Origin of the sequence: Streptomyces sp. BI87 (assembly GCF_025957665.1) — a bacterium.
GTDB classification, from domain to species: Bacteria; Actinomycetota; Actinomycetes; order Streptomycetales; family Streptomycetaceae; genus Streptomyces; species Streptomyces albidoflavus.
Map to the genome: position 1 here is coordinate 3554240 of NZ_CP110079.1, position 24713 is coordinate 3578952.

19 protein-coding genes, 2 tRNA genes and 1 other RNA gene are annotated in these 24713 nt (G+C 74.0%); 15 read left to right on the forward strand and 7 right to left on the reverse strand.

The features are described 5' to 3' along the window. Positions 1-59: 59 nt before the first annotated feature. The 6 genes from OIM89_RS15665 (at position 60) to OIM89_RS15690 (ending at position 7854) form a co-directional block, all read left to right on the forward strand. Positions 60-1397, forward strand: a complete 1338-nt coding sequence (locus tag OIM89_RS15665) for a hypothetical protein (protein ID WP_264491367.1) — start codon at positions 60-62, stop codon at positions 1395-1397. Between the two features lie 1060 nt (positions 1398-2457). Next, positions 2458-3027 carry a restriction endonuclease gene (locus tag OIM89_RS15670; RefSeq protein ID WP_030699372.1) on the forward strand — a complete coding sequence of 190 codons (570 nt, stop codon included), beginning with the start codon at positions 2458-2460 and terminating at the stop codon, positions 3025-3027. A 374-nt stretch (positions 3028-3401) separates the two neighbouring features. Further along, positions 3402-3923, forward strand: a complete 522-nt coding sequence (locus OIM89_RS15675; RefSeq protein WP_047466468.1) for a helix-turn-helix transcriptional regulator — start codon at positions 3402-3404, stop codon at positions 3921-3923. Positions 3924-3933: 10 nt separating this feature from the next. After that, on the forward strand, positions 3934-4362 hold the full coding sequence (locus OIM89_RS15680; RefSeq protein ID WP_372588010.1) for a VOC family protein: 429 nt from the start codon (positions 3934-3936) through the stop codon (positions 4360-4362). A gap of 53 nt (positions 4363-4415) precedes the next feature. After that, on the forward strand, positions 4416-6806 hold the full coding sequence (locus tag OIM89_RS15685; RefSeq protein WP_264491368.1) for an excinuclease ABC subunit UvrA: 2391 nt from the start codon (positions 4416-4418) through the stop codon (positions 6804-6806). Positions 6807-6945: 139 nt separating this feature from the next. Then, complete coding sequence (locus OIM89_RS15690; RefSeq protein ID WP_078858062.1) at positions 6946-7854, forward strand: Dyp-type peroxidase; 909 nt, start codon at positions 6946-6948, stop codon at positions 7852-7854. A 12-nt stretch (positions 7855-7866) separates the two neighbouring features. Here OIM89_RS15690 and OIM89_RS15695 read toward each other — a convergent pair whose 3' ends face one another. Then, positions 7867-8211, reverse strand: a complete 345-nt coding sequence (locus OIM89_RS15695) for a nuclear transport factor 2 family protein (RefSeq protein ID WP_047466470.1) — start codon at positions 8209-8211, stop codon at positions 7867-7869. 277 nt (positions 8212-8488) lie between these two features. On the opposite strand from OIM89_RS15695, the gene OIM89_RS15700 reads away from it, so the two are divergent. Together OIM89_RS15700 and OIM89_RS15705 are read left to right on the forward strand one after the other, a co-directional pair. Continuing rightward, positions 8489-10147 (forward strand): SulP family inorganic anion transporter, encoded by a 1659-nt coding sequence (locus tag OIM89_RS15700; RefSeq protein WP_052230996.1) that lies wholly within the window; start codon positions 8489-8491, stop codon positions 10145-10147. A 103-nt stretch (positions 10148-10250) separates the two neighbouring features. Beyond that, positions 10251-10583 (forward strand): ArsR/SmtB family transcription factor, encoded by a 333-nt coding sequence (locus OIM89_RS15705; protein WP_003949519.1) that lies wholly within the window; start codon positions 10251-10253, stop codon positions 10581-10583. 165 nt (positions 10584-10748) lie between these two features. On the opposite strand, the gene OIM89_RS15710 is transcribed toward OIM89_RS15705, so the two are convergent. After that, a tRNA-Ser gene (locus tag OIM89_RS15710) sits at positions 10749-10836 on the reverse strand. A gap of 71 nt (positions 10837-10907) precedes the next feature. Between OIM89_RS15710 and ffs the strand changes: the two genes are divergently transcribed. The 7 genes from ffs to OIM89_RS15745 all read left to right on the forward strand — a co-directional run bounded on the left by ffs (position 10908) and on the right by OIM89_RS15745 (position 20582). Next, positions 10908-11006: signal recognition particle sRNA small type (gene ffs, locus OIM89_RS15715), an RNA gene on the forward strand. 37 nt (positions 11007-11043) lie between these two features. Then, positions 11044-12750, forward strand: coding sequence for a DNA polymerase III subunit gamma and tau (locus OIM89_RS15720; protein ID WP_264491369.1), 1707 nt, complete (start codon positions 11044-11046; stop codon positions 12748-12750). Beyond that, on the forward strand, positions 12744-13157 hold the full coding sequence (locus tag OIM89_RS15725; protein ID WP_264491370.1) for a hypothetical protein: 414 nt from the start codon (positions 12744-12746) through the stop codon (positions 13155-13157). Before OIM89_RS15720 ends, OIM89_RS15725 begins: the two co-directional genes overlap by 7 nt. A gap of 60 nt (positions 13158-13217) precedes the next feature. Further along, entirely contained in the window at positions 13218-14492 is a 1275-nt protein-coding gene (gene purD / locus OIM89_RS15730) for a phosphoribosylamine--glycine ligase (protein WP_030699380.1), read from the forward strand. A 402-nt stretch (positions 14493-14894) separates the two neighbouring features. Next, positions 14895-16703, forward strand: coding sequence for a hypothetical protein (locus OIM89_RS15735; protein ID WP_030699381.1), 1809 nt, complete (start codon positions 14895-14897; stop codon positions 16701-16703). Between the two features lie 1377 nt (positions 16704-18080). Further along, complete coding sequence (locus tag OIM89_RS15740; RefSeq protein ID WP_030699382.1) at positions 18081-19574, forward strand: N,N-dimethylformamidase beta subunit family domain-containing protein; 1494 nt, start codon at positions 18081-18083, stop codon at positions 19572-19574. 105 nt (positions 19575-19679) lie between these two features. Next, complete coding sequence (locus OIM89_RS15745) at positions 19680-20582, forward strand: phosphoribosylaminoimidazolesuccinocarboxamide synthase (protein WP_030699383.1); 903 nt, start codon at positions 19680-19682, stop codon at positions 20580-20582. A 112-nt stretch (positions 20583-20694) separates the two neighbouring features. Here the strand turns inward: OIM89_RS15745 and OIM89_RS15750 are convergent. From OIM89_RS15750 to OIM89_RS15770, 5 genes are all read right to left on the reverse strand, one after another. Continuing rightward, positions 20695-20770: transfer RNA gene (locus OIM89_RS15750), tRNA-Gly, on the reverse strand. A gap of 25 nt (positions 20771-20795) precedes the next feature. After that, entirely contained in the window at positions 20796-21461 is a 666-nt protein-coding gene (locus OIM89_RS15755; protein ID WP_018894829.1) for a response regulator transcription factor, read from the reverse strand. 9 nt (positions 21462-21470) lie between these two features. Beyond that, complete coding sequence (locus tag OIM89_RS15760; protein ID WP_264491371.1) at positions 21471-22826, reverse strand: sensor histidine kinase; 1356 nt, start codon at positions 22824-22826, stop codon at positions 21471-21473. A 53-nt stretch (positions 22827-22879) separates the two neighbouring features. Further along, positions 22880-23689: an ABC transporter permease gene (locus tag OIM89_RS15765; protein ID WP_030699386.1), complete on the reverse strand. Its 810-nt coding sequence runs from the start codon at positions 23687-23689 to the stop codon at positions 22880-22882. Then, the gene (locus OIM89_RS15770; RefSeq protein ID WP_047466480.1) at positions 23686-24672 is read right to left on the reverse strand and encodes an ABC transporter ATP-binding protein; all 987 of its coding nucleotides are present in this window, start codon (positions 24670-24672) and stop codon (positions 23686-23688) included. Before OIM89_RS15770 ends, OIM89_RS15765 begins: the two co-directional genes overlap by 4 nt. Positions 24673-24713 lie beyond the last annotated feature (41 nt).

A 24713-nucleotide genomic window follows, 5' to 3' on the forward strand; every position in this document is an offset into this window, starting at 1 on the left:
CGATCCCCCGCGCCCCCTGCCACAATGCCTTCGACGGTCCGGCTCGGGGGGTGCGTGCGATGGAACAGGGCCAGCGCTGGTGGGGCCCGGTCGGCCGCGGCACCGAACCGCCCCCGTCACCCCCGCCTCCCCGGACCCGCGGCAACCGCCGGCCGAAAACCCCGGCAGGGCCCCGGCCCGCCGCACCCCCGGCCCCCTCGCGCGCCCCGCACCCCGGCACCCTGCGCCGCGCCCTGCTCCTGGGCGCCGCACCCCTGGCCCTCGCCCTCGCCGCCGTCCTGCTGGCCCCCGGCCGCTGGGAAGCCGCCCTCGGCCTCCTCGCCGTCTACGCCGCCACCTGCGTCGCCGCGGCGTACCGGCCGGTGCGGGCCCGGACCGGCGGCACCCCGGAGCACCCCGGCCCACCCCCACTCCCGTCTCCACGCACCGCTGAGCCCCACCCCACAGCGACGCCCCTGCCCGCCCCGCGCCCGGCCCACGACCCGGCCGTCACCACCTTCGGCCTCCTCCTCCAGGCCCACCCCTTCGTCCCCGCCCCCGGCTCCCCGTACCAGGAACTGGCTGCCTGGAGCCGGGCGTTGGAGGCGTACGACGAGGCCGGGCGGGCCGGTACCGAGCAGGTGCCGGGCATCCTCGCCGAAGGCCGGGCCGCTCTCACCACCCTCGACCGGCTGCTCGGCCTCGACGCGCCCGCCCCCGCTCCCGACGCTCCCGACTGCTTCTTCGACCCCCGGCACGGCCCGGCCGCCGCCGCCGTCCGCTGGGCCCCGCCGCACGGCGCCGCCCGCACCGTCGAGGTCTGCCGCGCCGACGCCACCCGCCTCGCCGACGCCGAGGCCGCCACGGGGCCCGCCCACGCGCCGCCCGCCTACGACAGCTGCCACGGCAACGGCGCCCTCCGCCTCACCCTGCGCACCCCCGGCGACGCGGCCCCGCTGCTGCTCGCCTTCACCTGCGACACCCCGCGCACCGCCGAGGTGATCGCCGGCTCCGGCCGCCGCGGCCGCGTCCGCCTGCTGCGCCAACAAGGCCCGGTCGGCGCCGTCCTCCCCGTCCCCCGCGGCACCGCCACGGCCGCCGGCCTCGCCCTGGACATCCGCGCCTCCGGCCCCTGGACCGCCACCCTCCTCGCCACCGCCCACACCCGCGACCTGGGCCCCTCGGCCGAGGGCACCGGCCCCGACATCCTCACCAAGGAGACCCGCTCCCGCCTGGTCGTCCTCCACCACCAGGGCCCTGGCCCCTTCCGCGTCCGCCGCCTCTACCGCGACTTCCGGCCGGGTCCGGTGCTGGCCGAGGGGACGGGGGCGGCCCGGGTGGAGCTGGGGGTGCCGGGGGTGTGCCTTCTCCAGGTGGAGGCTGCCGGGGGCTGGAGGCTGGTGGACACGGCGGCGTAGCCGCCGGGGTGCCTGGTTCGTGGCGGCGTAGCCGCCTGGTCGCCTGGTCCGCCTGGGGTGCCTTTCGACCGTGCCGGTCACCGATTGGCCTCAAACGCCGGCTGGGCTGTGGGGTTAGCGGTTCGTTCGCCGTCTGGTCGGGCGGGGCCGGGCCGGGGTACCTCCTCACAAACTGCAGGGTGCGGGGTCAGTCGCTTCAAGGCGGCCGTGTGTGCAGTTTGCTGCGGGGGCACCCCGACCCGTCCCCGCCCTTCCGTCTCGTCGGCGTCGTCCCGCCGGTGGGTGGGGAAAAACAAGGCCGTCCCCGATTGATCTTTGTGGCCGACTGGACCGACGACGGTGGTCGCTGTGGAGAGGCCCGGTATGGGTGACGGCCTCTTCCGCCCTCCGGCGGTCGGCCGCGTACGAGACCGTGGGGTGGGGTCGTGTCGGGGTGCCCCCGCAGCAAACTGCACACGAGGCCGTCTTGCTCCAATTGACCCCGCACCATGCAGTTTGTGAGGAGGTACCCCGGCGCGGCCCCGCCCCACCCACGCACCGGAGAAACCGCGAACCCCACAGCCCGGCCGGCGATTGAGGCCAGTCGGTGACCCGCAGGGTCACGGTGGGGCAGGCGGAGGCGGAGCCCAGCCACAGCGCAACCCAGCCCGGCCGGCGATTGAGGCCAATCAGTGACCGGCTGGGTCGAGACGGAGCCCAGCAACCAACAGCCCTGCCGGCGCTTGAGGCCAGTCCATGAACGGCGCGGGCGGCACGAAGCCCAGGCCAGTTTCGCGCCACCTGGCGAACCGGGCGCCCTTTCGCCCCCGGCACCCCCAGCGCAGACTGGCCGACGGCCACGCACACGCACGGCAGGGACGGGGGACGCCGCATGGCGACGAAGCGCGGGACCCGGCGCCCGGCACGGCGGCGCCCGGCACAGCGGAGGCCAGCCCGGCGGGGCACATCCCGGCGGAGCCCAGCACGCCGCACCCGGCAAGCCAGGACCAGGCTCGGCGCAGCCGCCGCCACGGCGGGCCTGCTGGCCATGACCTGGTCGACGATCTGGCCGTACGTCCTGGTGGCGGCCGCGACCGGAGCCTCCGCCACAGCCCTGTGGTGGCTCCACCACACGGACCGCCTCCCCCGGCGCGGCGAGCCCCGCCCCCACGAACCCGCGGCGCTCCGCGCCGCGAGCCTCGCCGAGATCGACGCCCTGACCTGGCAGGAGTTCGAGCACCACGTGGCCGCCCTCTGCCGCCGCGACGGCTGCCGCGACGTGGTCGTCACCGGCGGCTCCGGCGACCTGGGCGCCGACGTCACCGCGACCCTGCCCGACGGCCGCCGCCTGGTGATCCAGTGCAAGCACTACGCCCCGCACCGGTACGTGCCCAGCGGCGACATGCAGAAGTTCCTCGGCACGGCCTGGCTCCACCACCGCGCGGACGTCGCCGTCTTCGCGGCCACCTGCCCGTTCGGCAAGGCCGCCCTCGCCCTCGCCGCCGAACACCGCATCACCGCGGTCCACCGCGACCTGCTCGGCCTGTGGAACACCGGCACCCCGCTGACCGCCCTCCTCCCTCTCGGCGGCGCGGGCCAGGGCGACGCCGCCCACAGGCGCCGGTGGCGCGCGACGTACGGGCGCGGGTGAGGCGGCGGACCGCCCCGCCCGCGCCGGACGCGCCTATCCCCGCTTCTTGCGCCGGGGCTGCTGCCGGGGCGTCCACGTACCCCGGTGCAGCTGGCAGCGGGAGTAACCGACCATGGCCGGCTTCCCGCACGGTCTGCCCGTCGTCGTCTGCGTCGAGCCGCACTTCGTCTGCTTGCCCACGCCTTCCGTCCTCCCTGTGCCGGTGTCGGGTGGCAGTACCGGACCAGCCTGGTCCGAGGCCGGGCCTCGGGTCGGCGTAATCCACCAACTCGGCTGCATATCGCCGCTGTTGGGCCGATACCGCCCTTACCCGCACAACCGGAGGCATCTGCTCCCCCGGGCGCCCCCACCCCCGCCGTGGCATCATCCGAAGGATGAGCCCCACCCCGCCCCCGGCCCCCCACCTGGGCGACCTCGCGCTCCTGCGGCGCGTCCGCGACCGGATCGACCGGGAGTACGCGCGGCCGCTGGACGTGGAGGCGCTGGCCCGGGGCGTGAACATGTCGGCGGGCCACCTCAGCCGGCAGTTCCGGCTGGCCTACGGCGAGCCGCCGTACTCGTACCTCATGACCCGGCGGATCGAGCGGGCGATGGCCCTGCTCCGGCGGGGCGACCTCAGCGTCACCGAGGTCTGCTTCGCGGTCGGCTGCTCCTCGCTCGGGACGTTCAGCAGCCGTTTCACCGAGCTGGTCGGGGTCCCGCCCAGCGTCTTCCGGGAGCGGCAGGACCTGGCCGGGCAGAACATCGAGGGGATGCCCGCGTGCGTGGCGAAGCAGGTGACCCGGCCGGTCAGGAAGGCCAGGCCGCCCCGGGCGAGCACCCCGGACGGGGAGGCGGCGGGCGGCGGCGCGGAACCGGTCAGGAATCGAGAAGCGCACACCGGGCGGCCCGCCTAGCGTGAGGTCCATGAGCGCCGAGAACCCCATGCACCTCACCGTCCACGCGAGCTTCCTCCCGCACAACGACCCGGAGGCCGCCCTCGCCTTCTACCGCGACCTCCTCGGCCTGGAGGTCCGCGACGACGTCGGCTACGGCGGCATGCGCTGGATCACCGTCGGCCCGCCCGGAGGCGCCGGCTCCGCCATCGTCCTGCTGCCGCCGGGCGCCGACCCGGGCGTCACCGAGGACGAGCGCCGCACCATCGACGCGATGATGGCCAAGGGCACCTACGGCGGCATCCTCCTCGCCACCCCCGACCTCACCACCACCTTCGAGAAGCTGGTCGCGGGCGACGCCGAGATCGTCCAGGAGCCCACCGACCAGCCCTACGGCGTCCGCGACTGCGCCGTACGCGACCCCGCGGGCAACCTCGTCCGCATCCAGGAACGCCGCTGACCGGCCGCCCGTACCGCCAGCTTCGCATCGCCACCCAGGGGAGAGACCAGACGATGACCAGGGCCACGAGGCAGGACGCGCCGTCGGCCGCGCCGCACGCCGCCGACCACCACGACCTGATCCGCGTGCACGGCGCGCGGGAGAACAACCTCAAGGACGTCAGCATCGAGATCCCCAAGCGCCGGCTCACGGTGTTCACGGGCGTCTCCGGCTCGGGCAAGAGCTCCCTGGTCTTCGACACCATCGCCGCCGAGTCGCAGCGGCTGATCAACGAGACGTACAGCGCCTTCCTGCAAGGCCTCATGCCGACGCTGGCCCGTCCCGAGGTCGACGTCCTGGAAGGGCTGACCACCGCGATCATCGTCGACCAGCAGCGGCTCGGCGCCGACCCCCGCTCCACCGTCGGCACCGCCACCGACGCCAACGCGATGCTGCGCATCCTCTTCAGCCGCCTCGGCGACCCGCACCTCGGCTCGCCCAACGCGTACTCCTTCAACGTCCCCTCGGTCCGCGCCCACGGCGCCATCACCGTGGAGCGCGGCAACTCCAAGACCGTCCGGCAGAGCTTCACCCGCACCGGCGGCATGTGCCCGCACTGCGAGGGCCGCGGCACCGTCTCCGACATCGACCTCACCCAGCTCTACGACGACTCCAAGTCGATCAGCGAGGGCGCCTTCACCATCCCCGGCTGGAAGTCCGACAGCTGGTGGACGGTCCGCCTCTACGCCGACTCCGGCTTCCTCGACCCCGACAAGCCCATCCGCGACTTCACCGAACAGGAGATGCGGGACTTCCTGTACCGCGAGCCGACCAAGGTGAAGGTCGAGGGGACCAACCTCACCTACGAGGGGCTCATCCCCAAGATCCAGAAGTCCTTCCTCTCCAAGGACCGCGAGGGGATGCAGCCGCACATCCGCGCCTTCGTGGACCGGGCCGTCACCTTCACCGCCTGCCCCGAGTGCCAGGGGACCCGCCTCAGCGAGGCCGCCCGCTCCTCCCGGATCGGCGAGCTGAACATCGCCGACGCCTGTGCCCTCCAGATCACCGACCTCGCCGACTGGGTCGCCACCCTGGACGAACCCTCGGTCGCGCCGCTACTGGCCGCGCTGCGCCACACCCTCGACTCCTTCGTGGAGATCGGCCTCGGCTACCTCTCGCTCGACCGGCCCGCCGGCACCCTCTCGGGCGGCGAGGCCCAGCGCGTCAAGATGATCCGCCACCTCGGCTCGTCCCTCACCGACGTCACGTACGTCTTCGACGAGCCCACCATCGGCCTCCACCCGCACGACATCGAGCGCATGAACGGCCTGCTGCTGCGGCTGCGCGACAAGGGCAACACCGTCCTCGTCGTCGAGCACAAGCCGGAGACCATCGCCATCGCCGACCACGTGGTCGACCTCGGCCCGGGGGCCGGCACCGGCGGCGGCACCATCTCCTTCGAGGGCACCGTCGCGGGGCTGCGCGCCTCCGACACCCTCACCGGCCGCCACCTCGACGACCGCGCCACCCTGAAGAAGGACGTACGCGAGCCCACCGGCACCCTGGAGATCCGCGGCGCCGACCGCCACAACCTCCAGGACGTCGACGTCGACATCCCGCTCGGCGTCCTGACCGTGGTCACCGGCGTCGCCGGCTCCGGCAAGAGCAGCCTCATCCACGGCTCGATCCCCGGGAGCGACGAGGTCGTCTCCGTCGACCAGAGCCCCATCCGCGGCTCCCGCCGCTCCAACCCGGCCACCTACACCGGCCTCCTCGACCCGATCCGCAAGGCGTTCGCCAAGGCCAACGGCGTCAAGCCCGCCCTCTTCAGCGCCAACTCCGAGGGCGCCTGCCCCAACTGCAAGGGCGCCGGCGTCGTCTACACCGACCTCGGCATGATGGCCGGGGTCTCCGCCACCTGCGAGGAGTGCGACGGCAAGCGGTTCGAGGCGTCCGTCCTCGAACACCACCTCGGCGGCAAGGACATCAGCGAGGTCCTCGCCATGCCCGTCACCGAGGCCGAGGAGTTCTTCCGCGAGGGCGAGGCCCGCACCCCCGCCGCCCACCGCGTCCTCACCCGCCTCGCCGACGTCGGCCTCGGCTACCTCACCCTCGGCCAGCCCCTGACCACCCTCTCCGGCGGCGAACGCCAGCGCCTCAAGCTCGCCACCCACATGGCCGACAAGGGCGGCACCTACGTCCTGGACGAGCCCACCACCGGCCTCCACCTCGCCGACGTCGACCAGCTCCTCGCCCTCCTCGACCGCCTCGTCGACTCCGGCAAGTCCGTCATCGTCATCGAACACCACCAGGCCGTCATGGCCCACGCCGACTGGATCATCGACCTGGGCCCCGGCGCCGGCCACGACGGCGGCCGCGTGGTCTTCGAAGGCACCCCGGCCGACCTGACCGAGAAGCGCGGGACGGTCACGGGGGAGCATCTGGCGGCGTACGTCGAGGGGTGAGCCCGGCGCGGTCCCGCCACCGGGTCACGCCGGTGGCGGGCCGGGCGGCGCTGTCCGAAGCTGGGCGCAGGCAGCCAGTCGGCACCGGACACCTGGAGGGGTCATCGCCGCCGTGTCTCAGTCCACCGAACCCCAGTACATCGACGCCCCGCTGAGCGCGGCTGCCGGCTTCCTCGTCCTGGTCGTGAAGGACGGGGAGGAGGCGGCGGCGACGGTCCGGTCCGTGGTCGCCGGTACCGACGACCTGATCAAGGACATCACCATCCGCGCCAACGGGGCGATGTTCACCTGCAACGTCGGCATCTCCCACCACGGCTGGCCGCGGCTGACCGGGAAGCCGCTGCCGAAGGAGCTGCGGCCGTTCCGGGAGATCAAGGGGGAGAAGCACACCGCCGTCGCCACCCCGGGCGACCTGCTCTACCACCTCCGCGCCGCCTCCCCCGACCTGATCGTCGAGTTCGAGAAGATCCTCCTCGAAGCCTTCGGCGACTCGGTGACCGCCGTGGACGACGTCACCGGCTTCCGCTACTTCGACGGCCGTGACCTGCTCGAATTCGCCGACGGCACCGCCAACCCGGACGGCGCCGCCCTCCCCGCCGCCACCCTCGTCGGCGACGAGGACCCGGCGTACGCGGGCGGCAGCTACGTCGTCGTCCAGAAGTACCTGCACGACCTCTCCGCCTGGCGCGCCCAGACCACCGGCACCCAGGAGGAGATCATCGGCCGCACCAAGTTCGACAACGTCGAGAAGCCCGACGCCACCGAGGGCCAGAAGTCCCACAAGACCCTCTGCACCATCCAGGACGCCGACGGCGAACACGACATCCTCCGCGACAACATGCCCTTCGCCCACCCCGGCACCGGCGAGTACGGCACCTACTTCATCGGCTACTCCCGCCACCTCTGGGTCACCGAGAAGATGCTGGAACGCATGTTCCTGGGCGATCCGCCCCCGCTCCACGACCGCATCCTCGACTACTCGCGAGCGGTGACGGGAGTGACGTTCTTCTGCCCGGCCCGCGCCTTCCTGGCGGCCCTGGGCGACTGAACGTCCGCGGGCTCAGCGGCCGCCGGTCCCCCGCGCGTCGAAGACGGTACGGATCGCGGTGATCCGCTCCCCGTCCACCCGCAGCCAGGTCACGGTCGGCCGCCCCGGCCCGCCGCCGGCTCGCACGGTCGACCAGGTCAGCACGTTCCCGTCGTCGGCCAGCCGCACCTCGACCTGGTCCCCGGAGATCATCTTCCCCATCTCCACCAGCCCCGCGACACACTCCGCGACCCCGGACGCGGTGGCCACCGGCCCCTCGAACGTCACCTCGTCCGCCAGCACCCCCCGCAGCCCGTCCGCGTCCGCCGCCGTCAACGCCGCGTGAAACCGCTCCGCGACCTGCTCCGTGCTGGCCATGTTCTTCCTCGTCTCGCTCGCCGGTTGAAAGTTCCGAGCATGGCACGGGGGATGCGAGATGTGCCGTAATCGGCGCTGATGGTGTGTTTGTCGCGAGCCGGGAATCAACGAATTGCGAAATTAAGCAATTCACTACATGCTGTGTGCGCCGTCGTGGGGAGGTCCCGGGCGGCCGGGGTGACGAAGGTCGAAAGGGGTGCGTGACAGTGCCGATTCCGCCGCGCCAGGCCGAGGTTCCGGCGTCGTGAGCCCGCTGCCTGCCCAGGTGTGGACCCGCGTGCGGTCCCTGCTGCCCACCCGCGCGGACTTCGCCGCCATGACGCGCGACCCGCGCCGTGACCTGCTCGCCGGCCTCACCGTGGCGATCGTGGCGTTGCCGCTCGCGCTCGGCTTCGGGGTCTCCTCCGGCCTGGGCGCCGAGGCGGGACTGGCCACCGCCGTCGTCGCGGGGGCGCTCGCGGCGCTGTTCGGCGGCTCCAGCCTCCAGGTCTCCGGCCCGACCGGCGCGATGACGGTGGTGCTGGTGCCGATCGTCGCCCAGTACGGCCCGGGCGGGGTGCTGACGGTCGGCCTGCTGGCCGGCGTCCTGCTGCTCGCGCTGGCCGTGCTGAAGGCCGGCCGGTACATGCGGTACGTCCCGGCGCCGGTGGTGGAGGGCTTCACCCTCGGCATCGCCTGCGTGATCGGGCTGCAACAGGTCCCGAACGCCCTCGGGGTCGCCGCTCCCGAGGGCGACTCGGTCCTGATGGTGACCTGGCGCGCCGTCGAGGAGTTCGTACGCGCTCCGAACTGGACCGCGACCGGCCTCGCCCTCGGCGTGGCGGCGGTGATGCTGCTCGGCGCCCGTTGGCGGCCCGCCGTGCCTTTCTCGATCGTGGCCGTCGTCGCGGCGACGGCGGCCGCCCAGTTCTTCCACCTGGACGGGGCGGCCCCGATCGGCGCTCTGCCGTCCGGGCTCCCCGCGCCCTCGCTGGACTTCCTCGAACTGTCCGCACTGGGCTCGCTGCTCGCCCCGGCGCTGGCGGTCGCCGCGCTGGCCGCGCTGGAGTCACTGCTGTCGGCCACGGTCGCGGACGGCATGACGACGGGCCAGAAGCACGACCCCGACCGCGAACTCTTCGGGCAGGGCGTGGCCAACCTGGCCGCCCCGCTGTTCGGCGGTGTACCCGCCACCGCGGCCATCGCCCGTACCGCCGTCAACGTCCGCAGCGGCGCCGGCTCCCGCCTGGCCGCCCTGACCCACGCGGCCGTCCTCGCGGTGATCGTCTTCGCCGCCGCCCCCCTCGTCTCCAAGATCCCGCTGGCCGCGCTCGCCGGGGTGCTGATCGCCACCGCGGTCCGCATGGTGGAGGCCGGCGCGCTGCGGGCGATGGTCCGGTCGACCCGCTCGGACGCCGTCGTCCTCGTGCTGACCGCCGTCGCCACCCTCGTCCTCGACCTCGTCCTCGCGGTGGTCATCGGCCTGGTCGTCGCGGGCGCCCTGGCCCTGAGGGCGGTCGCCGTCCAGGCCCGGATCGACCGGACCGACGCCCCCTCCGAGCCGCCGGCCGTCCACGGCGACGCGGAACACGTCCCGCCGAGCGAGCACATCGCCACCTACCGCGTCGAGGGCCCGCTGTTCTTCGCCGGCGCCCACCGCGTCCTCCTGGAGCTCTCCGAGGTCGCCGGTGTCCGCGTGGTGATCCTGCGCCTGGCGCGCGTCACGACGATGGACGCCACCGGGGCCCTGGCCCTCAAGGAGGCCGTCGAGGACCTGGGCCGGCGCGGAATCGCCGTGCTGGCCTGCGGCATCCGCCCCGCCCACCGCCGGACCCTCGCCTCGGTCGGGGCACTGGACGCGCTGCGGGACCGCGAGTACGCGACTGGGCCCGAGGCCCTGGCAGCCGCCCACGCCCACCTCGGCCGCACCGGCCCTCTGCCCGCCGGTACGGCCTGACCCTCACCGGCCCGCCGTTGCTAACCTTGGCGATTTCCGAGCCCCAGGCCAAAAGTTCCGAGGTGGACGCGATGCACGGCCCTCGCACGAAGGCAGCCGTCCGGTGAGCACACCGCTGTACCAGCTGAAGGCGGAGTTCTTCAAAACCCTCGGCCACCCGGTCCGCATCCGCGTCCTGGAACTCCTCAGCCGCCGCGAACACGCCGTCTCCGAGCTCCTCTCCGACATCGGCGTCGAGCCGGCCCACCTCTCCCAGCAACTGGCCGTCCTGCGCCGCGCCAACCTGGTCGTCCCCCGCCGCGAGGGCTCCGCCGTCCACTACTCCCTGACCAACCCCGACGTGGCCGAACTCCTCCGCGTGGCCCGCACCATCCTCTCCGGGGTCCTGACGGACCAGGCGGAACTGCTGGCGGGGCTACGGGCCGACGAGTCCTGAGGCGGCCCGCAGGAGCGCGGGGCCGGGGGCGTGCGCGGCCGGACAGACCCTTTTCCAGTCCGGAGAACGCCCCTACCCGGGCGCCGTTGAGGCAGTAGAGGCAGACAACGTCGAAGGGCCCCACCTTGCGGTGGGGCCCTTCGACGTATTGCCCGGTGAGAGCAATGGCGGAGGATACGAGATTCGAACTCGTGAGGGGTTGCCCCCAACACGCTTTCCAAGCGTGCGCCCTAGGCCTCTAGGCGAATCCTCCGCGTCAAACATTACATGACCGCGAGGAGTGCTTGCGAACTCGTATCCGGAGGCGGGATCGGGTACCTTGTGCGGAGCCCCTCACGTGGCGCTATCTGACTGAACTCCCCCAGGGCCGGAAGGCAGCAAGGGTAGGTTGGCTCTGGCGGGTGCGTGGGGGGCGCTTGCGTTTCCCGGTGTGTGGGTGGTCGCCAGTACGCTCGTGAGTGTGTCGTCTCTTGCGCTGTACCGCCGTTATCGCCCGGAGTCGTTCGCCGAGGTCATCGGGCAGGAACATGTCACCGACCCGCTGCAGCAGGCGCTGCGGAACAACCGGGTCAACCACGCGTACCTGTTCAGCGGACCGCGCGGCTGCGGCAAGACCACCAGTGCCCGGATTCTCGCGCGCTGCCTGAACTGTGAGCAGGGTCCCACCCCGGACCCCTGCGGGACCTGCCAGTCCTGCCAGGACCTGGCGCGGAACGGGCCCGGCTCGATCGACGTGATCGAGATCGACGCCGCCTCGCACGGTGGCGTGGACGATGCCCGTGACCTGCGGGAGAAGGCGTTCTTCGGGCCCGCCTCCAGCCGGTACAAGATCTACATCATCGACGAGGCGCACATGGTGACCTCGGCGGGGTTCAACGCCCTGCTGAAGGTCGTCGAGGAGCCGCCGGAGCATCTCAAGTTCATCTTCGCGACGACCGAGCCCGAGAAGGTCATCGGGACGATCCGCTCGCGTACGCACCACTACCCGTTCCGGCTGGTGCCGCCGGGGACGCTCCGCGAGTACCTGGCGGAGGTCTGCGGCAAGGAGGGCAGCCGGGTCGAGGACGGCGTGCTGCCGCTGGTCGTGCGGGCCGGGGCCGGCTCCGTGCGTGACTCGATGTCGGTGATGGACCAGCTGCTGGCCGGCGCGGGCGAGGACGGCGTGACGTACGCCATGGCCACCGCGCTGCTCGGCTACACGGACGGCTCGCTGCTCGACTCCGTGGTGGACGCCTTCGCCGCCGGGGACGGCGCCGCCGCCTTCGAGGTGGTCGACCGCGTCGTCGAGGGCGGCAACGACCCGCGCCGCTTCGTCGCCGACCTGCTGGAGCGGCTGCGCGACCTGGTGATCCTCGCCGCCGTTCCGGACGCCGCCGAGAAGGGCCTCATCGACGCCCCCGCCGACCTGGTCGAGCGGATGCAGGCCCAGGCCTCGGTCTTCGGCGCCGCCGAACTGAGCCGCGCCGCCGACCTGGTCAACGAGGGGCTGACCGAGATGCGCGGCGCCACCTCCCCCCGCCTCCAGCTGGAGCTGATCTGCGCGCGGGTCCTGCTCCCCGCCGCCTACGACGACGAGCGCTCCACCCTCGCCCGCCTGGAGCGGCTGGAGCGCAGCGGACCCCCGGCGCAGGCCGCCGCCCCCCTCGCCCCCCAGGCGTACGCCCCCGCGCAGCCGCAGGTCCCGCAGGCGCCCCCGGCTCCTGCCCCGGCCCCCGCCCCCCAGCAGAGCGCCCCGCCTGCCCCCGCGCCCGACGCGCCCCTCGCCGACGCGGCCCCGGCCCGCCCGGGCGCGTGGCCCGGTTCGGCGCCCCCGGCTCCGGCGCGCCCGCGCCCGCCGCGCGCCGGCCCGGCGGCTGGCCGACGGCCGGTGCCGGTGCCGGTCCCGCCGGGCCCGGTCCGCAGCAGGCCGAGCCGCAGGGGCCGGGCCGCCCGCAGGGGCAGGCCCAGCCGCAGACCGCCCCCGCCACGCCCCCGCCGGGCGCGGTCGACGCCCGTGCCCTGTGGCCGAACGTCCTGGAAGCGGTCAAGAACCGCCGCCGCTTCACCTGGATCCTGCTCAGCCAGAACGCCCACGTCGCCGGGTTCGACGGCACCACGCTCCAGCTCGGCTTCCTCAACGCCGGCGCCCGCGACAACTTCGCGAGCAGCGGCAGCGAGGACGTGCTGAAGCAGGCGCTCAGCGAGGAGTTCCAGGTCAGCTGGAAGATCGAGACCGTCATCGACGCCTCGGGCGGTCAGGGTCCCGCCACCCCGCCCGGCGGTGGTGGCGGAGGCGGCTGGGGCCAGGCCCCGGCGCAGCCACGCCCGGCGGCGCCCGCCCCGGCGCCCGCGCCCGCCCCGCCGCAGCCCGTCCCGGCGGCGCCCCCGACTCCGGCGCCCGCCCCGCAGGGGCCGTCGGCGCCGCAGCGCGAGCAGCGGCCCCCGGCTCCCGAACCACCGAGACGCACGACCTCGATCGAGGACGACATCCCCGAGGAGGACGACCCGGACCTCGACGAGTCCGCGCTCTCCGGGCACGACCTGATCATGCGCGAGCTGGGGGCCACGGTGGTGGAGGAATATACGAACGAGTAGCGGGCCGCTTCTCGGCAGCCCGTACAGGGGGCGCCGCCCGGCCGGGCTAGGCTGAAGCCTGTGAAGGTCCTTGTCATTGGCTCCGGCGCCCGCGAACACGCCCTGTGCCGCTCCCTGTCCCTCGACCCCGACGTCACCGCGCTGTACTGCGCGCCCGGCAACGCAGGCATCGCCGAGGTGGCCGAGCTGCACCCGGTCGACGCGCTCGACGGCGCGGCCGTCGCCCGCCTCGCCACCGGTCTCGGCGCCGACCTGGTCGTGGTCGGCCCGGAGGCGCCGCTGGTCGCGGGCGTCGCCGACGCGGTCCGCGTGGCCGGGATCGACTGCTTCGGCCCGTCCGCCGAGGCCGCCCGGCTGGAGGGGTCCAAGGCGTTCGCCAAGGACGTCATGGCCGGCGCCGGGGTGCCGACCGCCCGTAGCTACGTCTGCACCACCCCCGCCGAGATCGACACCGCCCTCGACGCCTTCGGCGCGCCCTACGTCGTCAAGGACGACGGACTCGCGGCCGGCAAGGGCGTCGTCGTCACCGAGGACGTGGACGAGGCGCGCGAGCACGCGCTGAACTGCGTCTCGGCCGGGGGCGGACGCGTGGTCGTCGAGGAGTTCCTCGACGGCCCGGAGGTCTCCCTCTTCGCCGTCACCGACGGCCGCACCGTCGTCCCGCTCCAGCCCGCGCAGGACTTCAAGCGCGCGCTCGACGGCGACCAGGGCCCCAACACCGGCGGCATGGGCGCGTACTCGCCGCTGCCGTGGGCCGACCCCAAGCTGGTCGACGAGGTCCTGGAGACCGTCCTCCAGCCGACCGTGGACGAGCTGCGCCGCCGCGGCACCCCCTTCTCCGGGCTGCTCTACGCCGGGCTCGCGATCACCTCGCGCGGCATCCGCGTCATCGAGTTCAACGCCCGCTTCGGCGACCCCGAGACCCAGGTGGTCCTGGCCCGCCTGCGGACCCCGCTCGCCGGGGTGCTGCGCGCCGCCGCCGACGGCACCCTCGCCGCGCTGCCGCCGCTGCGCTGGAGCGAGGAGGCCGCGGTCACCGTGGTCGTCGCCTCGCACAACTATCCGGGTACGCCGCGCACCGGCGACCCGGTCGAGGGGCTGGCCGAGGTCGCGGAACTGGACGCTCCGGCGGCGTACGTCCTGCACGCCGGTACGCGCCAGGACGGCGACGCCGTGGTCAGCGCGGGCGGCCGGGTCCTCTCGGTGACCGCCACCGGGGCCGACCTGACCGAGGCGCGCGACCGCGCGTACACGGCGGTGGCGCGCATCCGGCTGGACGGCTCCCAGCACCGTTCCGACATCGCGGCCCGCGTCGCCGTGGAGGAGCGCGGCTGACCGCTCCCCGCGTACGCCCCGCGCCGCGGGTACGCCGTTCTTCACGTCCCCCGTTCACCGGCCTTCGGCCGTGGGCGGGGGACGCGGCGTTTTCGGGCGTGCGGGGGCGCCGGCAGGGGGCGCGTGAGGATCGCAGAGGCGCGCGCGTCACGGGCGAGCTCTGCCCAAAGGCATTCCATCGAGTGACCGATCCGCCATCCGGCTGACGCTCCGCCCACCCCCAACTAGGGTGCCGCGCAAGCGCTCTGCGGCCCGTGGACCGGGGTGTGCGGCACTTGGCCCACCGGCATTGCGATGTCGGTGCCGGGTGCCACAGTGGGGGAATGAGCAACGCCGTCGAAGCGCGTCGGCACCGGCTGGGACAGCGGGCGCCGGGCGGGCGATAAAGGGGTGTGACCGGTCGTGTCAGGTGTGAGTGCGCAGGCGGGTGCCGAAGCGGCGCGCGCTGGGGCCGTCGCCGTGCTGCGGGTGCGCGGCCGGGCGGTGGCCCTCGCCCTGCTCCCGGCGGCCCTCGCCGTCGTCCTGCTCGCCGGGGCGCCCACCGGGGTGCTCACCGGTCCGGTCTGGGACGCGGCCCGCGCGCTGGTCTCGGCCGTCGCCGTCCTGGTCCTCGTCGCCGCGGCGGGGCTCGCGCTCGCGGTGGCGCGGGCGCGGCCCGCGGTCAGCCCCACCGTCCCGGTCAGCGAGGGCTCCGCCCCCGACCTGCACCGCCTGGTGCGGGACCTCGCCGACCGGCTGGAGGTGCCCGCCCCCTCGGCGATAGCCCTCACCCCTGACTGCGACAGCTGGCTGGAGGACCGCAGCCACCCCGCGCTCGGCGCCGACGCGGTCCGCTCCGCGCCCGGCCAGGCGCCGGCCGCCCCCGTCCTGGTGATCGGCTCGCCCTTCCTGTGGTGGATGCGCGTGGCCGAACTCCGCGCCGTACTGGCCCCGGTCGTCGCCGGTACGGGGCCCTCGGCGCAGCCCGACATCATCGCCGCCCGCCGGTTCGTCCGCGGCCTCGACGCGGCCGCCGCCCTCGGCACCGAACCGGGCCGGGGGCCACTGGCCCGGCTGGTCCTCGGCGGGACGGCCCGCCTCGCCCGGATGCTGCTGCACGCCTGCCGCGAGGAGGCCGCCGAGATGGAGCGGGCGGTCGCCGCCACCTCCTCCGAGCGGGCCAAGGCGGTCGACTACGGCCTGCGCATCGCCGCCCAGGAACAGGTCGGCCTCGCCTACGCCGGCTGGGACCGGCTGCTGAACCGGGTCGCCCTGCCCGCCTGGCGCATAGGGCGCTGGCCGGCCCGGCTCGACGCGGGCGTGGTCGCCGCCCTCACCGAACTCTCCCGCCGCGACCGGCTCGCCGACGACTTCACCACCCGCCTCGGCGAACGCCCCGCCTGCGACCTGCTGGAGGAGCCCGGCACGATCGACGAATCCACCTCCCTCCTCGCCGCCCGCCTCTTCCACGGCGAGCCCGCCGGAAGCGAACCCCAGTGGCTCCCCGTCGACTGGGAGGGGTACGCCGACGAGGTCGTCGACCGCACCTGGCGCACCGAGGCGGCCCGCCTCCACCGGGTCCTGGACGAACTGGGCGTCCCGGCCTCCGAGCCCGGCGGCGCCACCCTCGCCCGGGTGCTGGAGCATCTGGCAGTGCCGGCCGGGGTGCCCGCGGCCGAGCCGGGCGGCCTCCCCGAACTGACCGAGGACGAACTGGCCGCCGCCTCCGACGACGAACTGGCGCTGCGGACGGGCGTGGACATAGGAGGGGAAGCGGCGGGCCGGGCCGCCACGGTTCCCCAGCCCGGGGGTGAGGTGCGGCGGCGGGTGGCCCGGCGGGCCGAGGAGCTCGCCGAGGCGCTCGCGGCGGAGGTTGCCCGCGACGAGGCGCGGGTTCCGGCGGCGGTTCCGGCCCCCGTGGGGCAAGGGGCCGACGAGACCCTGTCGGCCGGGGGGCGGCTGCCGCTCTGTCCGCTTCAGCCGCCGCGTACGGGGCGGGAGTTGCTCGCCGCGCACGTGGCCGCCATGGTGTGCTGCTCCGCGATGGACACCGCTGGGGCCTTGCCGGGGCTCGACTGGCTCGACGGGCCCGTCCTCCTGGTACAGGGCCGTCGTGCGTCGGACCTGGCGGTCCGTGTGACGGGGCTGGTCGACCAGGGCGACGGGGGGCCCCTTCTCGACTGGGTCCTTCGCACCGGGGTCCGCCCGGACAAGCCTGTCCGACTGGTCTGACCTCACTCGCCGCCCCTGCTCATCGGCCTGCGGCCCGGCTGGGCTCTCTTCGGCCGCCTGCCGGTCCGACCGTGCCGGTCACTGCTTGGCCTCAAACGCCGGCCGGGCTGGGATTCGGCTGGGCTGCGCTCCGTCTCGACCTGCCGGTTCTCGACCATGCCGGTCACTGATGGCCTCAAACGCCGGCCGGGCTGTTTTGTGCTGGGCTCCGTCCCGACCTGCCAGCCTCGACCCTGCCGGTCCAGGATGGCCTCAGTCGCCGGCCGGGCTGAAGCGAGGTCCTCAAGCGCCGGACGGGCTTGATGGGGCTGGTCCCGGATGGCCCCCGTCTTGTCCCTGCTGACCGCGACCCTGCGGGTCACTGATGGCCTCAAACGCCGGCCGGGCTGTAGGGGTTCGCGGTTCGTTCGCCGTGTGGGTCGGGCGGGGCCGGGCCGGGGTACCTCCTCACAAACTGCATGGTGCGGGGTCAATTGGAGTATGGCGGCCGTGTGTGCAGTTTGCTGCGGGGGCACCCCGACCCGTCCCCGCCCTTCCGTCTCGTCGGCGTCGTCCCGCCGGTGGGTGGGCAAAAGACAGACCGTCCCCGATTGATCCTTGTGGCGAGCGAAAGCACGACGGTGGTCACTGTGGAGGAGGGAGCCATCGGTGACGGCCTCGTCCCCCCTCCGGCGGTCGGCCGCGTACGAGACCGTGGGGTGGGGTCGTGTCGGGGTGCCCCCGCAGCAAACTGCACACACGGCCGCCTTGAAGCGACTGACCCCGCACCTTGCAGTTTGTGAGGAGGTACCCCGGCGCGGCCCCGCCCCACCCCCGCACCGGAGGAACCGCGAACCTGACAGCCCGGCCGGCGTTTGAGGCCAGTCAGTGACCGGCACGGTCAAGACGGAGCCCGGCTACCGACAGCCCGGCCGGCGCTTGAGGCGCCACCAGTGACCGGCACGGCCAAACCGAAGCCCAGCCCAAAGACAGCCCGGCCGGCGCTTGAGGCCACTCCATGACCGGCACGGTCAAGGGGCGCCCCGCCAAGCGAACAGCCCCCCGGCGCATGAGGGCGAGGGCCCCGCAAGTCAAGCGCCCCCCAAGGTTTGTCCGAAACCCAGCCCTGCATCACCCGACTGCCCCACCAGGCCGCAACCGAAGCCACACCCCCACCCACCCCCAAGCGCCGCAGGCGACACGCACCCCCCGGACCGGGGCAAGTAGGGGGATAGCCGGACCGAACCCCCGCGACCAACGGGAGCCATGCACTCCGTTCCCGTCAATTCGAGACGAACGGTGACGGAGCGCGTGCGTAATGTGATGTGCTGGGCGCGGTCGCCGGATGCGGAGTGGACGCGGCAGCGCGGACTCCGGTGAGCGAGGGAGGGGAGCCGCATGGGGTCGGGGCACATCCGCCGGTGGGAATCGGGTGCGTACGCGCACGCCGTGTCGGACCCTTTCGGCCAGGGCCCGGTGCCCTGGCTGCGCGGGAGCGAGAACTACTTCGACGACACCGGCCAGGTGGTCCCCTGGTACGTGGAGCACGCCCCGGCGCCGGGCGCCTCGGGCCCCCGTATCCCCCCGCCGAGACCGGGCGGCGGCCCGCGCACCGCCGACGACGTGGACCAGCAGATCAAGGGCTTCGCCTCGGCGGGAGCCGTGGCACCGGGTGAGTCGATCGACTTCCACATCACGGTCAACCCGCCCCAGCAGTTCTCCGTCGACGTCTACCGCATCGGCCACTACGGCGGTGACGGCGCCTCCAAGATCACCACCAGCCCCCGCCTCTCCGGCATCGTGCAGCCCCCGCCCCTCACCGCCGACCGCACGGTCTCCTGCCACCACTGGTGGCTCTCCTGGCGGCTCCAGGTCCCCACCCTGTGGAGCATCGGCGCGTACGTCGCGGTGCTGACCACGGCGGACGGCCGGTACCGCTCGCACGTGCCCTTCACCGTCCGCGACAGTCACCCCGCCGACCTGCTGCTGGTCCTGCCCGACGTGACCTGGCAGGCGTACAACCTCTACCCGGAGGACGGGCGGACAGGCGCCAGCCTCTACCACGCCTGGGACGAGTCGGGGAAGCTGCTCGGCGAGGAGGACGCCGCCGTCACCCTCTCCTTCGACCGGCCGTACGCGGGCGCGGGCCTGCCCCTGCACGTGGGCCACGCCTACGACTTCATCCGCTGGGCCGAGCGGTACGGCTACGACCTCGCCTATGCCGACACCCGCGATCTGCACTCCGGCCGCATCGACCCGACCCGCTACCGCGGCCTGGTCTTCCCCGGCCACGACGAGTACTGGTCGGTGCCGATGCGCAACACCGTGGAGCTGGCCCGCGACCACGGCACCTCGCTGGTTTTCCTCTCCGCCAACACCATGTACTGGAAGGTCGAGTTGTCACCCTCGGCCTCCGGTGTACCGGACCGCATGCTGATCTGCCGCAAGCGCCGCGGCCCCGGCCGGCCCACGCTCTGGCGCGAGGTCGAGCGGGCCGAGCAGCAGCTCCTCGGCATCCAGTACGCGGGCCGGGTCCCCGAGCCCCATCCGATGGTGGTGCGCAACGCCTCGCACTGGCTCTGGGAGGCGACCGGCGCCCACGAGGGCGACGAACTGCCCGGCATGGTGGCGGGCGAGGCCGACCGGTACTTCCCGCGCACCCGGCTCCCCGAGCACGACAGCCGCATCCTGCTCGCCCACTCCCCGTACCGCGACCACGAGGGCGTCAAGCGCCACCAGGAGACCTCCCTGTACCGCGCCCCGAGCGGCGCCCTCGTCTTCGCCTCCGGCACCTTCGCCTGGTCCCCGGCGCTCGACCGCCCCGGCCACGTCGACGAACGGGTGCAGCGCGCCACCGCCAACCTCCTCGACCGCATCTGCAAACGCGACTGAGCCGCGCCGGGGCCGGGCGCCGGCCCCGCCCGCCACCCTGACCGGGCCGGAGCTCGGGCGATACGGAAGAATCGGGGGCATTGGCCAGAACCACGGGGAGGAACCGTGTCCGGATTCGTCGAAAAGCCCGAGCCCGTCGAAGTACCGGGCCTGGTGCATCTGCACACGGGCAAGGTGCGCGACCTCTACCAGAACGAGGCCGGCGACCTCGTCATGGTCGCCAGCGACCGCATCTCGGCGTACGACTGGGTGCTGCCGACCGAGATCCCCGACAAGGGCCGGGTCCTCACCCAGCTCTCCCTGTGGTGGTTCGACCAGCTCGCCGACCTCGTCCCCAACCACGTGCTCTCCACCACCCTCCCCGAGGGGGCGCCCGCCGACTGGCAGGGGCGCACGCTGGTGTGCAAGTCCCTGGAGATGGCGCCCGTCGAGTGCGTCGCGCGCGGCTACCTGACCGGCTCCGGCCTGGTCGAGTACGAGGAGAGCCGGACCGTCTGCGGCCTCGCCCTCCCGCCCGGCCTCGTCAACGGCTCCGAGCTGCCCGCCCCGATCTTCACCCCCGCCACCAAGGCGGCCGTCGGCGACCACGACGAGAACGTCTCCTACGAGGAGGTCGCCCGCCTGGTCGGCCCCGAGACCGCCGCCGAGCTGCGCCAGACCACCCTCGCCGTCTACAGCCGGGCGCTGGACGTGGCGCGTGAGCGGGGCCTGATCCTCGCCGACACCAAGTTCGAGTTCGGCCACGACGCCGACGGCACCCTGATCCTCGCCGACGAGGTGCTCACCCCGGACTCCTCGCGGTACTGGCCCGCCGACGCGTGGGAGCCGGGCCGCGCCCAGCCCTCCTTCGACAAGCAGTTCGTCCGCGACTGGCTGACCTCCGCCGAGTCCGGCTGGGACCGCCACGCCGAGCAGCCGCCGCCGGCCCTGCCCGAGGAGGTCGTCGCCCGCACCCGCGCCAAGTACATCGAGGCGTACGAGCGGCTGACCGGCGTCAGCTGGGGCTGAGCCCGTAGCGAGCCGTTGCGCGCGGCCCGCGCCCTCCTGCCAGGGGGAGCGCGGGCCGTCGGCCGCACCGCACACGAAGAAGCCCCGGTCCGATGGACCGGGGCTTCTTCCGTGGAGCGAACGACGAGGTTCGAACTCGCGACCTCAACCTTGGCAAGGTTGCGCTCTACCAACTGAGCTACGTTCGCCTGCTGCGCCGTGGCGCGAGCACCACTATACCCAACCGCGCTCGCGGGCGAGACGGACCGCGGAGTGCCGGTTCTCGGCGCCCAGCTTGGTCACGGCGGAGGAGAGGTAGTTGCGGACGGTGCCGGGGGAGAGGGCGGCCCGCTCCGCGATCTCCGCCACCGGCGCCCCGTCCGCCGCCAGTTCCAGCACCTCCGCCTCGCGGGCGGTCAGCGGCGAGTCCCCGGCGGCGATGGCATCGGCGGCCAACTCCGGGTCGATGTAGCGGTTCCCGGCGTGGACCGAGCGGACCAGTTCGGCCAGCCGCTGCGCGCTCACCGTCTTCGGCACGAAGCCGCGCACCCCGGCCGCGAGGGCCTGCTTGAGGTTGCCGGGCCGGCCGTGCCCGGTGACGATCATGACGCGGCAGGCGGGCAGTTCGTCCCGGAGCGATGTGGCCACCGCCACACCGTCGGCGCCGGGCATCTGGAGGTCGAGGACGGCCACGTCGGGCCGGTGGGCGCGGGCCATCGCCAGCGCCTCCGGCCCCGTCGCCGCCTCCGCGACCACCACCAGGTCGTCCTCCAGGGCGAGCAGCGCGGCCACCGCGCCCCGGATCAGGTGCTCGTCGTCGGCGAGCAGGACGCGGACGGGCGCCCCGCCGGAAGGGGCGGGGCCGGTGGGCGCGGGCGGTTCGGGGCTCTGCTCGGTCATGGCCTCTTCCTACTCCAGTTCCTGGCGGGCCCGCTCCGCGGTCTCCCCCGGAACACCAGACTCCGCCACCTCGTCCGCCGGTACGGGCACCCGGGCCACCAGCCGGAACGCGCTCTTCCCGGCCGGCCCGGCCTCCAGCGTCCCCTGCTCGGCCGCGAGCCTCTCCCGCAGCCCGGCCAGACCGTGGCCGCCGGTGGAGCCGTTCGACGCGGACGGTACGCCGTCGTTCTCCACGGTGAGTTCGGCCACGGCGGGCCGGCCCTCGGCCCGGGGGCCCGCCGGGACGACGGTCAGCGCGATGCGGCAGTGCGCCGCGTTGCCGTGCCGCAGGACGTTGGTGACCGCCTCCCGCACCACCCAGGCCAGCGCCGCCTGGACCGGCCGGGGCAGCCCGGTCGGCGTGCCGGTCACCGTGCAGGTGATCCCGGCGGCGCTCAACACGCCACGCGCGCCGAGGAGTTCGGTGTACAGGTCGGCCTCCCGGTATCCCCGGACGACCTCGCGGACCTCACGCTGCGACTCCTGCGCGATCCGCTGCACCTCCGCCATCTGCTCGACCGCCTCGGGCCGCTCGCGCCGCGCCAGTTGCACCGCCAGCTCGCTCTTGAGCGCGATGACGGAGAGGTTCCGGCCCAGCACGTCGTGCAGGTCCCGCCCGAACCGCAGCCGCTCCTCGGCGACGGCGAGGCGGGCCCGGGTGTGCCGGGCCTCGTCGAGTTCGTAGACGGCTTGCAGGAGCCAGATGGAGAAGCGGGAGGCCAGGGTGAGGCCGCCCGCGCTCAGCAGGGTGGAGAGGGCGAGCGCGGCGGCGGCCGGGGCGGGGAGCAGGGCCGAGCCGAGCAGCCACCCGCCGAAGGTGGCGACGGCCACCGCGACCAGGCTCTGCCGGTGGGTCCGCAGCGCCAGCACCCCGAGGCCGCAGCTGAAGGCGAGGAAGAGCACGTAGGTGCCCACGCAGGCCGTGTAGTAGGTGGCCGGCGGGTCGTCCGGCAGCTTGACCAGGACGAGGGCGGCGATCGCGGCTCCGGCGAAGCCGCACGCCATGTAGGCGCAGAGCAGCCGTCGGGGGCGCGCCCGGCGCCCCGCCACCCAGTCCAGCGCCTGCCCGGTCAGCCGGAGGCCGAGGACGACGTGCACGAGCAGCGCCCCCGCCACCGGCAGCGCGGAGCGCGCCGGGACGGGGGTGAGCGAGAGCAGCGCCGTGACCAGCTGGGCCACCGGGAAGAGGTGGAACGAGATCCGGGTGTACGACTCCACCTTGGCGGCGGTGCCCTTCCGGCCCCACCACGTCCGGGGCCGCCGGATGGCCGCCTGGGCGGTGGCGCCGTACGTGGCCGCGTCCTCGTGGTCCCCGGTCCCGGTCACGGTGATCCGTCCCTCAGTGCTTGTCGGGTGCTCGTCGGCGCTCGTCGGTGCCGTCAGCGGCGGGGCTCCCAGCGGAACCACCGGCGTACAGCAAACAGGCTGAGCGCGATCCAGGCCAGCGACGTCACGGCGGCCGTGAGGATGTCGCCGCCGGACAGCTCGCCGGTCCAGCCGCCCCGGATCAGCGCCATCGCGCCGGTCAGCGGCAGCCGCTCGCAGACGGAGGCCAGGGAGTCCGGGAAGACCTCCAGCGGCACCACCATGCCGGAGCCGAGCATCAGCACCAGCAGCACCGGCATCGCCATGACCTGCGCGGACTCGGCGGTACGGCTCAGGGCGCTGGTCAGCGCGGCGAGCACCACCATCAGCACGATGCCGATCAGGATGCCGAGGACGGCCAGGTGGGGCGCCTTGGGCGCGCCGATGTCGAGCAGCGCGGTGACGGCCACGATCAGCACGGCCGACTGGACCAGGCCGATGATGATCGACGGCACCGCGGTCCCGGCCAGGATCTCGTTGTCCCGCAGTTCACCGGTGCGCAGCCGCTTGAGGACCAGCTCGTCGCGGCGGGTCGCGTAGATGGTGACCAGCGAGCTGTAGACGGCGAAGAGGAGCGAGAAGCCGATGGCGCCGGGCAGCAGCACCAGCCCGAGGGTGAGCCCGGTGCCCTTCAGCGTCTCGTCGTCCACGGTCTGGGCGACGCTGAACGGCAGCGCGAACGGCACGAAGAGCGCGGCGAACATGACGCCCTTACTCCGGACCAGCAGCGCCAGTTCGGCGCGGGCCAGGGCGGCGAGCCGCCCGAGCGGACGGGTGCGCTCCGGCTGCCCGGCGGGCGCGGGGGAGGTGGTGACGGCGCTCATACGGCGGTCTCCTTCCGGGTGTCGAGGGGTGCGGCGGACCCGGTGACGGAGTCGCCCCGGCCGTCGGCCTCGCGGGCGATGTGCAGGAACGCCTCCTCCAGCGAGGCGGCCCGGATGTCCAGCGAGCCGAGGGTGACGCCCGCGTCGCGGGCCCAGAGCAGCAGGGAGGTCGCGGCCTGCTGGAGGTTCTGCGTCATCAGCCGCACGGTGCGGCCGTCGTGCGAGTGCCCGGTGACACCGAGCTGGTCCAGCGGCGGCAGGTCGCCGGGGAACCAGCCGTCGGGCAGGTCGAAGGTGATCCGCGACGGCTGCGCGCTCACCACGTCCTCGACGCTCCCCTCGCTGGCGATCCGGCCCTCGTGGAGGATGGCCAGCCGGTCGGCGAGCGCCTCGGCCTCCTCCAGGTAGTGCGTGGTCAGCAGCACCGTGGTGCCCTCGGCGCGCAGCTCGCGCACGAGCGACCAGGTGTCCTGCCGGCCCTCGGCGTCCAGCCCGGTCGTCGGCTCGTCCAGGAACAGCACCTCGGGCCGCCCGAGCAGCGCCAGCGCCAGGTCCAGCCGCCGCTTCTCACCACCGGACAGCACCTTGACGCGTACGTCGGCCCGCTTGCCGAGCCCGACCATCTCCAGCGCCTCCCCGATCGGGCGGGCACCGCTGGTGCACCCGGCCCACATCCGCAGGGTCTCGCGGACGGTCAGCTCGGAGGGGAACCCGCCGTCCTGGAGCATGACCCCGATCCGGGGCCGCACGGCGTCCCGCTCGCTGAACGGGTCGTGCCCGAGCACCCGCACCCGCCCGGAGGCGGGCCGCGCGAGCCCTTCGAGCACTTCGAGGGTGGAGGTCTTGCCCGCGCCGTTGGTCCCCAGCAGCGCGAACAGCTCCCCGCGGCCGACGCTGAAGGAGACGCCCCGAACCGCTTCGAAGCCGCCCCCGTACACCCGCCGCAGATCAGTCACATCGATCACGTGGTCTTCGGTCTTCATGCCTCCACCCTCCCCGCCCCCGGAGGCCCTCGGCAGTGCAC